Source organism: Wolbachia endosymbiont of Drosophila barbarae, assembly GCF_044752445.1.
Classification (GTDB): Bacteria; Pseudomonadota; Alphaproteobacteria; order Rickettsiales; family Anaplasmataceae; genus Wolbachia; species Wolbachia pipientis.
This window is the reverse complement of sequence record NZ_JBIXJM010000193.1, coordinates 1-11,617: the sequence shown is the minus strand read 5'-3', so window position 1 is coordinate 11,617 and position 11,617 is coordinate 1. Positions and strand designations below refer to the sequence as shown.

The 11,617-nt window shown below is 34.9% G+C and carries 9 protein-coding genes, 2 tRNA genes and 2 pseudogenes; 4 read left to right on the top strand and 9 right to left on the bottom strand.

The features are described 5' to 3' along the window. The first annotated feature begins 376 nt into the window (after positions 1-376). Together ACIPNH_RS04170 and ACIPNH_RS04165 are read left to right on the top strand one after the other, a co-directional pair. On the top strand, positions 377-1,573 hold the full coding sequence (locus ACIPNH_RS04170) for a phosphoglycerate kinase (protein WP_264723839.1): 1,197 nt from the start codon (positions 377-379) through the stop codon (positions 1,571-1,573). A gap of 49 nt (positions 1,574-1,622) precedes the next feature. Beyond that, positions 1,623-1,999: pseudogene (locus ACIPNH_RS04165) on the top strand (EndoU domain-containing protein); the annotation flags it as partial. A gap of 243 nt (positions 2,000-2,242) precedes the next feature. Here ACIPNH_RS04165 and ACIPNH_RS04155 read toward each other — a convergent pair. From ACIPNH_RS04155 to ACIPNH_RS04145, 3 genes and pseudogenes are all read right to left on the bottom strand, one after another. After that, a complete protein-coding gene (locus tag ACIPNH_RS04155; RefSeq protein ID WP_400771887.1) occupies positions 2,243-3,214 on the bottom strand; it encodes an RluA family pseudouridine synthase in 972 nt (323 codons plus the stop codon). A gap of 5 nt (positions 3,215-3,219) precedes the next feature. Continuing rightward, the gene (locus ACIPNH_RS04150; protein WP_265024521.1) at positions 3,220-4,905 is read right to left on the bottom strand and encodes a hypothetical protein; all 1,686 of its coding nucleotides are present in this window, start codon (positions 4,903-4,905) and stop codon (positions 3,220-3,222) included. Positions 4,906-4,966: 61 nt separating this feature from the next. Continuing rightward, positions 4,967-7,116 (bottom strand): annotated as a pseudogene (locus ACIPNH_RS04145) (ComEC/Rec2 family competence protein). A 62-nt stretch (positions 7,117-7,178) separates the two neighbouring features. Here ACIPNH_RS04145 and ACIPNH_RS04140 point away from each other — a divergent pair. Next, positions 7,179-7,255 (top strand) — tRNA-Met (locus ACIPNH_RS04140). Positions 7,256-7,258: 3 nt separating this feature from the next. Here the strand turns inward: ACIPNH_RS04140 and pdxH are convergent. Both pdxH and mutM read right to left on the bottom strand, forming a co-directional pair. Continuing rightward, a complete protein-coding gene (gene pdxH, locus ACIPNH_RS04135) occupies positions 7,259-7,852 on the bottom strand; it encodes a pyridoxamine 5'-phosphate oxidase (RefSeq protein ID WP_400771882.1) in 594 nt (197 codons plus the stop codon). Positions 7,853-7,868: 16 nt separating this feature from the next. After that, positions 7,869-8,684, bottom strand: a complete 816-nt coding sequence (gene mutM / locus ACIPNH_RS04130; protein WP_400771885.1) for a bifunctional DNA-formamidopyrimidine glycosylase/DNA-(apurinic or apyrimidinic site) lyase — start codon at positions 8,682-8,684, stop codon at positions 7,869-7,871. A 247-nt stretch (positions 8,685-8,931) separates the two neighbouring features. Here mutM and ACIPNH_RS04125 point away from each other — a divergent pair. Beyond that, a tRNA-Thr gene (locus ACIPNH_RS04125) sits at positions 8,932-9,004 on the top strand. A gap of 53 nt (positions 9,005-9,057) precedes the next feature. On the opposite strand, the gene ACIPNH_RS04120 is transcribed toward ACIPNH_RS04125, so the two are convergent. The 4 genes from ACIPNH_RS04120 to ACIPNH_RS04105 all read right to left on the bottom strand — a co-directional run bounded on the left by ACIPNH_RS04120 (position 9,058) and on the right by ACIPNH_RS04105 (position 11,542). After that, positions 9,058-10,584, bottom strand: a complete 1,527-nt coding sequence (locus ACIPNH_RS04120) for an acyl-CoA carboxylase subunit beta (protein WP_015589410.1) — start codon at positions 10,582-10,584, stop codon at positions 9,058-9,060. 107 nt (positions 10,585-10,691) lie between these two features. Then, a complete protein-coding gene (locus ACIPNH_RS04115; RefSeq protein ID WP_400771880.1) occupies positions 10,692-10,976 on the bottom strand; it encodes a hypothetical protein in 285 nt (94 codons plus the stop codon). Positions 10,977-11,018: 42 nt separating this feature from the next. Beyond that, positions 11,019-11,375 carry a hypothetical protein gene (locus tag ACIPNH_RS04110; RefSeq protein ID WP_400771878.1) on the bottom strand — a complete coding sequence of 119 codons (357 nt, stop codon included), beginning with the start codon at positions 11,373-11,375 and terminating at the stop codon, positions 11,019-11,021. A gap of 32 nt (positions 11,376-11,407) precedes the next feature. Then, on the bottom strand, positions 11,408-11,542 hold the full coding sequence (locus tag ACIPNH_RS04105; RefSeq protein ID WP_255324782.1) for a hypothetical protein: 135 nt from the start codon (positions 11,540-11,542) through the stop codon (positions 11,408-11,410). Positions 11,543-11,617 lie beyond the last annotated feature (75 nt).

The following is an 11,617-nucleotide window of genomic DNA, read 5'->3' as shown; positions in this document are numbered from 1 at the left end:
TTATTAAGTTGGTGAGCATAAAAATAGCTGTTTTACGTTAAAATACAATGTTTTGATGATTATGGAAAGGCTGGATTCCAGTGTCAAGCACTGGAATGACACCATAGGGGCACTGCCATCATAAAGGAACCAGTGTCAGCTACTTAAATGACATCATAGGGGTGCTGGGATGACACCCTGACAATCGTCATCCCGCTACGTGTTAGCGGGATCTAGAGATACCGCGAATGAATCGCGGTATGACGGTTCGTGGTGGCATGACGATAAAGTTCCAGTGTCAAGCGTTTGGCATGCAAATTTCCTTAAACGTTCGTAAGCTTAAAACTTTACTTTAGATCAAACTGCTGTATAGTGACTTTATAGCTTCAATTTTGTAATGAACATACCTAGTATAGAAAATTGTGATCTTCACAATAAAGCCGTCTTACTTAGAGTTGACTTCAATGTTCCTATAAAAGATGGAGAAATTCGTGATGTCACTCGTATTTTGAGAGCATTGCCTACTATTCAGTATTTAGTGAATGCGAGTGCAAAGATTATTATTATATCACATTTTGGACGCCCAAAGGCCAGAGACAATAATCTGTCGCTAAAAAATGTAATTGACACTTTATCGCAGTTACTAAATAAAAAAGTGAAATTCATTGACGATTGCGTTGGTGAAAAAGTACAAAGAGCAGTAAGTGTTATGGATGCAGGAGATATAATATTACTAGAGAATCTAAGATTTTATAAAGAGGAAGAGCAAAGTGACTCAAATTTTGCCAAACAACTAGCATCTCTAGCGGATATATATGTAAATGATGCATTTTCTTGCTCTCACAGAGCTCACGCTTCTATTTCACGCATTACAGAATTTTTACCCTCTTATGCAGGGTTTTGCTTGCAAGATGAGCTAAAGTATCTTGAAAAAGCTGTATCGTTTAAAGCTAAACCTATTACTGCGATAGTTGGGGGAGCTAAAATATCAACTAAGATAAAAATGCTTATAAAGCTAACAGAAAAGGTTGATTACCTAGTTCTAGGTGGTGCAATAGCCAATAATTTTTTGTCATTTAGCAAAGTAAATATAGGGAAATCTTTCTTTCAAAATGGTGTTGACGACCTTCTGCATAATATTCTTGAAACAGCAAATAAAAACAATTGCAAAATAGTTGTGCCAGAAGACGTTCTGGTTGCAGTAAACTCTGATTACAGCACTAGTATTTCAAGAAAAACTGAGTCCATTTTGGACGGTGATATAATTTTGGATATCGGATCACAAACTTTGAGTACAATAAGCAGTATAATAGCAAGCAGTAAGACTCTGCTGTGGAATGGACCTATTGGTGTTTTTGAACATTCAGCTTTTGCAAGCGGTACAATAGGGGTAATGAAAATCGTAAGTGACTTAACGCACAAAGGAAAGTTAACCAGCATAATAGGGGGAGGCGATAGTCTATCTGCAATAAGCGCTGCAGGCCTTACCGATAAGGATTTTACATATGTTTCCACTGGTGGAGGAGCATTTTTAGATTGGTTAAGTGGCGATGAAATGCCGGGAGTTGCTGCTCTGCAAAAACGATTAGATTAAAACTTTTTTAAATTATTTCTTATAGGCTAGCTTTTTTGTGAACGTGATTATGTCGAAGACAGTTAAACTAATTTTGTGTTTAATAATACCAATAATAGGATTTATTTTTTATATTAAGGATCATTATTTTCACACCGGCTATGTAGAAGAAAATGTTGAAGTCAATTTTGAACCATTTTTCAGTTCACAACCAGCCACCGTTTCAGAATTAACTGACTTCGATAGAGGAGTGTTGAAAGTGTGTGGAGATTGGGGAGCACATCCAGATAAAGAAGATTTCAAAATTTTACTTAGTTGTCCGCAGCATCAAGAAGTAGTGAAAGGAATATATAAGTGATTACGCCAGATGCGGATTTGGAGTTACTTAAAGATGAACTGGCTAACATTTGGTTTACAAATAGTGGAAGTGAAAAAGAAACTATAGGAACAAATGGGTGTCATGCAAGTAGCTGACACTGGCATCCAGTTCTTTCGCGCAGTTCCATCAAAAACGTTGTAAAGCGCTTTCGTGTTTACCAACTTAGTGCCCAATCTGGATCCCAGACTGGGATGACAAGAAAGGAAGCACTGGGATGACACCATCATAAAGTGAACCAGTGTCAGCTACTTGCATGACACCCATTTGTTGTAAACTCACTTTTTCTTGATTTTTTGGTTTATCTTATCTACCTACTTTGCTACTCTGCTGAACGGATACCCTTTCTTAGGTATATTTTCAAACTCACCAATTAAAGTTTTTATATCTTGCGGTAAATCAGAGACAAATTCCATGTATTCCTTACTTTTTGGGTGGTATAAGCCCAGTGTATAAGCATGTAGTGCTTGTCTATTGAAATTACGAATGAAACTAGAGTTTTTAGCATATTTTGTGCTTTTACTACTATTTTTTCCATAAACTTGATCACCAACTATGGAATGTCCTATGTGGCTCATGTGGACTCGAATTTGGTGTGTTCTGCCTGTCTCTAAAGTGCATTTAACGAGGCTTACTTGTCCTATAACTTTTTGCACTAAATAGTGAGTGATTGCTAATTTGCCTGTGATTTTTGTTACACACATCATTTCTTTATTACCGCGTTTGGGAGCAATGTTAGTTTTCATCGTGCCTTGCTGAGAAGATAATGTTCCCCAAACTACTGCTAAGTATTCCCGCTTTATTTTGCGATTCGATAACAATTCAGACAAAAACCTATGGGCTGCTTCATTTTTTGCAATTACCATTAGCCCACTAGTATCTTTATCGAGTCTATGAACAATTCCTGGTCTTACATCAAGGTGAGCGATAACTGCGTTCAAAAGCGTATCATTGTTTGTCCCAGCACCTGGGTGCACTGTTAATCCACTTTGTTTACTCAGAACTATAATGTCCTCATCTTCATAGACGATATCAAGTTTTATGTCATAATTAGGCTCAATTGATGTGGATATGTCAGGTTGAACGAGATGCACCACATACTCTTCACCTGGTTTTACTATGTAGTCATTATTAATTATCGGTGTGCCAAGTAATTTCACCTGCTCATTTTGTATCAATCTTTGCGCTTTGCTGCGTGATATGTTGCATTTTTCAGCTATATAGGTGTCTAACCTTAATTTCTCTTTATCATTATTAACACTTAAGGTTACTTCTAAGTGGTCTATAACAACTACCCCGCGCGAGCTACTGCAAATGCTGCTTGAATATTTTGATCTACAAAATCAACTTTTGTACTAGGAAGATCACCTTGTTTTTTAATATGGCAAATTGTTTGAGAGCCATCTTTCCAGTGAATTATTATTTTGTTATCAAAATCCCGTAATGTTGCCTCAACCTTTTTTTCTTTATTATCTTTTTCTTCCAGCTTAATAGATTCTAATAAATAATATAGAAAGTCACTTGGTTTGCCGTTGATTTTTTCTTTCCATTCATCTGTTTTTTCTTGTTCAGATTTTTTTTGCTCTAACTTTTCCTTCTTTTGCTGCAGCTTATTTTGTTCTGCTTCCAGCTCTAACTTTCTAACTGTGTCACGTAGTTCTTTGACTTTATTTTCTAATACTAATAATTTATTAGTATTATTTCCATTGTTAGCTTCTAAATCAGGCGTACTTGGTTGAGCTTGCTTCTTTTTTATTTCTTCTAATTCATTCCTTACTACGTTTAATTGCTCCTTCAATTCCGTTTTTTCCTCTTCTGTATCCTCTTTTAACTTTTTTAGCATGATAAGGAACTCGTTATCATTAGACTGCGTAGTTGATCGAAGCCAGCCTACAAGGCGGCTTGGTTCAAATCGTTCAATTTTATCTTCAGCAATTTTAATAGCATTCTCTAACCTAGAAAAAGTACCTTCAATATCTAGTGAATGTGCTTTTTTTGTCAATTCTTTAGTGTTATTTAAAACTTCTGAAATTTCTGCATGTAGCCAATCTAAATCTTTTTTGATGTCTTCTCTGATTTTTTTTAGGTGATCAAGCGTTTCTTTAATGTTAATATTTGCAGGCTTTAAAAGACTATTATCAAGTAAATCGCAAGCTTTTTTAAGGTTACTGTCAAATGAGTTGCAAAGCGGACTAAGTAGTTTTTTCATTAGAGATATTAGTTCATTTTCCCTTTTACCAAGCTTATTTTCTACTACTGATACAACCATGCCCTTTCCAGACCAGTATGGAAATAGAAGACCTAAAGAACTGTGTTTTCTAATAGTATGATTTTCATGATCCACGCTATTACTTATTAGATTGCTAAGTGTTGATATGATGCATAAAAGAATAGCGACTAATAAAGCTATTAATATTATTGGAGCATTAATGGATTGTGATATTGCTGAAACTACTATAATAGTACCAAATACATATGATCCAGTAAACAAGAGAATCCTATTTCTATTTTCTGCTTCTATATCTTCTAGTATTTCTCTCTGCGTCTTAGAAATTGGTAAAACTATTGAAAGCTTTTCCCCCTTTTTATCTAAATTTGTTACAATTTCAATTTTTTTAGCTTCTTGAGCAATCTGGCTGTACTGTTCATCAACTTGATAGTTTCCTATTTTTTTATCTATTTCATTCTCTTTTATTTTTTGTGTATTTATAAAGTTTATAACAGCAGTAAATAAGAGAACTATAAGAGGAATAAAGGCAAGAGGTGCTGGCGTGAACGCAAACCCAGCAATACTTACTGTAACAGGCTGAATAGAAAAGGCAGTAAATGCTATAAGAGTAGCAATGGTACTTGCTATCGATATAGTACCAGAATACTTTCTTATAGAGCTCAAAATTCTACTGGGCTGGTCAGAAAGTTTTCTAAATCCTAAAAAATCAAAATAGTCTTTGAAAGGATCTTGAGTGTCTGTAACCATAACATTTTTCTAGTTTAAACTTATTTAGGTATACGTTAACCAAACCTTAAAATCAAGTTTCTTAATTTTTCAACATGTGCCAAGGCCTATTGGAGCGCACTGTATTAATCTTTACGTAACGATTTGTTAACCAAACAGAATGTGTGCCATACGTTTCTAGATCAGCATGTTTAATAATTTTAGCGTTGCAAGCTGAATAGTCGAATTCACTTAATTGAATTATTAAATCAACTTTATCACAATTTTCTGAAATATCTTCTTTTTTATAAGCAAGTAGCACTGATTTATTATTTCCTTTATTATATATACAATCATAATCTTCACACTGTAGCCTTTTATTTGAATTGTTATATTTTGTATGATTCAAAATTTGGTTCTGTCCGTTTTGCTTTGCCCACGTTTTGATAACAAAATTTCTGCTTTTTCTAGTGAGAGAATATAGTAAGTTATCACTCTCCTTTGCAGCAACATTATCAGCATTTATCAAGATATCAGGAGTTCTATACATAGCACTAGAGAAAATACCCAGCACAATAAAGAAAATTCCGAAGAAGCGCCAATTTCTTTCCCACAAGCACAGCCACAATAACCCAAATGTTATTATAATAATTGATGAGGCAGGAAAAGTACGAATGGGAATAACCAAATACTGAAGACTAGCGATTGCATTTGTTATATACAAAATACTGTCAATTGGGCGCTCTATAAATGGCGCTATAATCCATTCAATACCGAAAGGAATCAACAAAACATAGATTATTCCAAGTGGAATAATAATTAATGTAACTATTGGTATAGCAACTAAATTTGTGATAATGCCACTAATTGAAAAATAATTAAAATTATATATCGTATACGGAACAGTTGCTAAACTTGCTATTAATGAGCTGATCATTATCGACACAAAATATTTCATTATTTTTATTTTGAATAATTTATTAGCATTAATTTGATAACTGGCAACCAGTGCCAAAACAGCAGAAAATGACATCTGAAAGCTGGCTTTAAAATTGCTTCAGGTTCTATGATAAGTATCACTGCAGCAGCAAACGCAATTGCTATTAACCCTCGATATTTTCTCTCTATCATTATTGCAACGAGTACTAAAATCACCATGATGTAGGCACGCTGAGCAGAAATTTGCATACCGGTAATCAACAAATAAAACGTGGTTGGCAAGATAGTAAGGAATGCAGATATTTTCTTGGTGTTATACTTAAGAGTCAAAGTTTCAGATATTGCGAATAAATTACGAAACACTACAAAAAACAGACCAGCAACGAATGATAAATGCAAACCAGATATGGCAAACAAATGTGCTATACCTGAATCTCGTATCGCGTCCATAGTTTTTTGATCTATGCCATCTTTTTTACCGATCAGTAATGCAGAGATTATATCCGCATGTGGTTTCTTGATATTTTGCTGCAGGTTTTCATAAATGTATTGACGGAAAGATTCTATATATTCTTGAAATTTCCTTGCTTCAGCCTTTTTGTGCAGGGCTATTTTGCTTGTTGCACTTATTTTCTGGTAATATGCTATTCTTGCAAAATCGTATGCATACTCCGAGGGCGCAATCTTTAGAGGGAAGAGTTTTGCTGATAATTTTACTTGATCGCCTATTTTAATGCCTTTTTCCACTTTGGTTCTAACTGATATTCTGATGTTATCTAGAGCTCTATCCGGTGTCATTCCAGCGCGTGACGCTGGAATCCATATCTTTTTTTTCTGGATCCCAGTATCAAGTACTGGGATGACAAAAGGGGGCGCTGGGATGACAGGAGAGGATTTTGAGATAGTAGGGGATTTTTCAACAGAAAGCAGAAATTGTTTATATGAGCCCCTGTCGTTAATATCCTTCACTGTGGCAACGATATCTTTTACATATCTCTCTTTATCAAGAATTTGAGTATCAACTAAAGCTGTTCTTAATTTACTAGCTGTAAATCCTATGAGCACTGCAATTAAAGCGATACATAATATCGCGTACCTTTTATACAATATTGCAATCAAAATTAGTGTGGGTAAAAGCAAAAGAAAAATAGATATGCAGCTTGGTTCAAAACTTAGGGAAAAATAGGTTAGAATTCCTACACACTGAAAAACAGGAAACCACAGTATCAAGTTATATTGTTCATTGCGCAGATTGTTACGTATATAACTAACTATTATGTCAAGAAAAGTTAATAAGTGTGTCGATATTTGCATGTGGTGAAATTTTATTTTTCTTTTTTCATTATTTGTATATATAATAACTAAATAAGCAACGACGCGGGATGGAGCAGCTCGGTAGCTCGTCAGGCTCATAACCTGAAGGTCGTAGGTTCAAATCCTACTCCCGCAACCATTTTTAAGGATATAGTTGTTCCACTTTCCAATCGCTTCCCTCAACAAGAGTGTATCTAAATCTAATATGCTTCCTATATTCACCTTCTTGCCAAAATTCAATTACTTTTGGGATTACGCAAAATCCCACCCAAAAATCAGGACGAGAAACTTGTGTATTGTGAAATTCTTTTTCCTTCAATTTTATAGCTTGCTCAAAATCTTGCCAATCTTTCAGAATGCTCGATTGTTTTGAGCACCATGCGCTAATTTGACTACCCAGCGCTCGAGAAGAGAAGTATTTGTCAGTTCTTTCATCGTTTAGAAGTTTAACCTCTCCTTCAATTCGCACTTGCCTAGCAAATTCTATCCAATGAAACACTAACGCAACTTTGGGGTTCTCAGTCAATTCTTTCCCTTTTTTACTGTTTACGTTAGTGAAAAACACAAAACCTTCTTTGCTATATTCCTTTAGTAATACCACTCTTGCAGATGGAATACAGTCTTTGCTACAAGTTGCTAGCGTCATTGCAGTTGGTTGTTCACACGGAGAATTAAGTACTGCTTTGTACCACTTTGAAAACAAATCAAATGGATCTTTTTCAAGTGAAAATATCATATCAAAAAATAAAATCTTAATTCTGGCACGCGTTGCAAAAATAAGTGCTACGGCCATTTTGTCGTATAAGTGTTATGATATTATTGCAAATCTTGCAAGGTTTTTGAACTTTACCATATACGTAAAAGTTATTTTGAAAGTATCCAGCAGATCCAGATGGCTGTGCATAATCTTTCAGTGTTGAACCGCCTGCAGCAATTGCATCACTCAGAGTATTTTTTATTTCAGCAGCAAGTTTTTCGCACTCTCTATAGGTCAAGTTTTTTGCTGACCTGAGTGGTGATATACAGGCTCTAAACAAGCTCTCAGAAGCATATATGTTGCCTACGCCAACTATTGATTTATTGTCCATTAACGCTGATTTGATATTCACTTTTTTGTTTTTCAGCAACTCCTGTAAATAGTCTCCACTGAATTCATCCGTGAGGGGCTCTATTCCAAAATCGCTAAAAAAATCCGTTTCTTGTTCTTTATTTAAAACGATAACTAATCCAAATCTTCTTGGGTCATTAAAAATTATTGAAGTATTGTCAGAAAATAAAAATACCACGTGATCATGCTTATTCCGCATTTGATCGTGGTCAGCATATATAAGCTTTCCGCTCATGCCAAGATGTATGATTACAGCCACCCTACCATCTGTATTCCAGATGGTATACTTACCTCTACGCTTGATGTTGCGTATGACTTTGCCCTTTAGCATATCATCAATATTTTTTGTTATTGGGGCACGTAAATTCCAATTATTCACTATAACATTACTGATTTGCTTGTTTTTAATTTTATCAAGCAAAAAATTAGAGATTACTTCCACTTCCGGTAGTTCTGGCATGATACCTCCTTCAAAACTTAAGTTTCTGATGGTAATTTTGTCGTTCTCAAATACATTCGAGTATTCTGCGGTGCTTTCTCCTAAAAATTCCTCACCACAAACGAGTTTTGAAAGGGTTCTCTGTCTACTCTGTTGCTGCTTTTTTCTTTTCAAAATATTTTGCTTTAAAGCTTTCGCTAATCTTTTTTTCTCCTCTTCTTTTTCCTTATTCTTTTTTGTGTTATTCATTATCATAATATATAAACTTGCCGTTGTAGCTCAGGTGGTAGAGTACGTCATTGGTAATGACAAGGTCCCAAGTTCGAGTCTTGGTAACGGCACACTGATTATACTTATAATATTGCATAACTTGTAAGCAAGGCTTAGAAGAAAGTTACAGAGGTAAGTTGTCATGCTTTTTCCATATCCTTTCTACCTTCTTGTTTTTGAGTAGCTCTAATGCTTTACAAAAGTGATACCTTGTTTTACTTGGCACTATAATGTCATCAATGTATCCATATGATGCAGCAAAAAATGGGTTAGCAAATTTTTCTTTATATTCTTTAATTAACGTTTGCTGATCTTTTTCGTGTCGAAATATAATCTCAACTGCACTTTCAGGGCCCATCACAGCTATTTCAGCAGTTGGCCAGGCATAATTTATATCACCTTTTAGATGTTTCGAATTCATAACAATGTATGCACCACCATACGCTTTTCTAGTGATAAGGCTAATTTTCGGCACGGTCGCTTCAGCGTAAGCGTAAAGCAGTTTCGCTCCGTGTTGTATTATATTATTGTATTCTTGATTTGTACCCGGCAAAAATCCTGGAACATCAATAAGTGTGATGATCGGAATGTTAAATGCGTCACAAAACCTTACAAACCTCGCAGCTTTTCTTGAAGAATCAATATCCAAACATCCTGCAAGGTGCATAGGTTGATTTGCAACAATACCGACAGTATTTCCTCCAATTCTACCAAAACCAGTTATGATATTACGAGCAAAATCAGGTTTCAGTTCAAAGAAATTCCTTTCATCACAAACTTTTTCAATGAGTTCATACATATCATAAGGAGTATTAGGATTGGTAGGAATTAGAGTGTTTAAGGATTCATCAATGTCGTCAACATCATTACAGATTGGTGCAGATTTTGGTGATTCTTGATTATTTGCTGGTAAGAAAGTAAAGAATTCACGCATTTTTAGCAGCATTTCAACATCATTATTGAATGCAAAATCCGCTACTCCTGTTTTGCTTGTATGAATTTTTGCTCCACCGAGGTCTTCGAAACTTACATCTTCGTAGGTAACCTTTTTTACTACATCTGGCCCGGTTATAAACATATATGAACTGTTTTTCACCATGAAAGTAAAGTCAGTTAATGCTGGGGAATAAACTGCACCTCCTGCACATGGGCCCATAATTAAAGAAATTTGTGGTATAACACCCGATGCATTTACGTTTCTTTGAAAAATTTCTCCATAACCAGCAAGAGAATTTACTCCTTCCTGAATTCTGGCTCCACCAGAATCATTTAGTCCGATAATTGGAACTCTGGCATTAATTGCCATATCCATAATTTTGCATATTTTTTTTGCATGTGACGCACCAAGTGAACCACCAAAGACAGTAAAATCCTGAGAATAAACAAAAACTTTTCTGCCATAAATAGTACCATGACCAATCACTACCCCATCACCTAAAAAATTAGCATTTTGCATGCCAAAATCATTTGCATGATGTTTTACGAATTTATCGTATTCTGCAAAAGAACTTTCATCGAGCAATATACTGAGCCTTTCTCTAGCAGTTAATTTCCCTTTTTCATGTTGTTTGGTAATCCTGTCAGAACCGCCTCCTTTTTCAGCTTCTAGTGCTTTGGTTTTTAGATTTTCTAGTATTTTAAAGTCTTGCATACAATAAAGTAGTTTTCAAATTAGTTGTAGACTTTATTAAGTTTACAAACCCTACTAACTATACACATACACTATTGCTATATGCAACAATGTATGTATGATAATTGTTAATGCTCTGGTGATTCATGGTCACTACTTTGAAAATGTTGCGATGTGTCAACACTTTTCATATTAGAAAGAGGTGGACTAACTGCACTGCTTTTTGTTTGTGCAAAACTTTTAGCAGCTTCAACAACCTTGCTTATACGAAGTTCTTTTTCTAGCTCTTTTAGGTACTTTGAGAAGATTTCACAACTTTTGTCATCCATATGTACCATTATTTTACCAAAACTTTCAGCTTTTTCAGAAGATAAAATCATTTCGATCTTTTCATCGCCTACCCTAAAGGTCATTTTTACTTTGCCTTGCATATCATGATATTGCCAGCTTTTTATTCAGATTAGATTATCTCCTTCTCCTATTCGCAATGCACCATATTCTAAGTCCTTAAATTCCGGGGAGTTCATAAATTTTGCAGGAGTGATCCCACTTTTTTCTGGACACTGTACATAATAAAATTTATTATCTCTTTCTACTACAATTTCTTTTTTTTTGTCATTTTCAATACTATCACTTACAATTTGTTTTAGACGTGACAAATATTCGCCGCGTTCTTTCAGTATATCTTCTGGCAATAATCTCCGAACTTCTTGGCTCACATCAGTGCCTGTTGAAACTAGATTAAACATTTCTAACATAAGAGGCCGTAGTTTTTCTTTTCCAGTCTCAGTAACATTTTTATCTTGCTCCATGAGGTGGTATAAGATCAGTATCGAATAATCTATTATTGATGACTTTTTTCTCCTTGGAATACATCAACACTAAACATGACCTTGTGCTTTTTTGCATCGTCTATAGATTTTTGAAGTCTCTTTGCTATGTTTTCGATAGCTTCATCATTAGGTAAGTGTTCAGGCAATGGCATCAACTTAAGGAAAAATATCAGCGATAGTGTATAAAATTTCTCTCTAAATTTTTTATCATTAAATTATCC

Excerpts from the sequence above, each read along its gene's own strand:
- ACIPNH_RS04170 (WP_264723839.1), top strand. The coding sequence starts at position 377 with ATGAACATACCTAGTATAGAAAATTGTGATCTTCACAATAAAGCCGTC.
- ACIPNH_RS04150 (WP_265024521.1), bottom strand. The coding sequence starts at position 4,905 with ATGGTTACAGACACTCAAGATCCTTTCAAAGACTATTTTGATTTTTTA.
- pdxH (WP_400771882.1), bottom strand. The coding sequence starts at position 7,852 with ATGATATTTTCACTTGAAAAAGATCCATTTGATTTGTTTTCAAAGTGG.
- mutM (WP_400771885.1), bottom strand. The coding sequence starts at position 8,684 with ATGCCAGAACTACCGGAAGTGGAAGTAATCTCTAATTTTTTGCTTGAT.
- ACIPNH_RS04120 (WP_015589410.1), bottom strand. The coding sequence starts at position 10,584 with ATGCAAGACTTTAAAATACTAGAAAATCTAAAAACCAAAGCACTAGAA.
- ACIPNH_RS04115 (WP_400771880.1), bottom strand. The coding sequence starts at position 10,976 with ATGACCTTTAGGGTAGGCGATGAAAAGATCGAAATGATTTTATCTTCT.
- ACIPNH_RS04110 (WP_400771878.1), bottom strand. The coding sequence starts at position 11,375 with ATGGAGCAAGATAAAAATGTTACTGAGACTGGAAAAGAAAAACTACGG.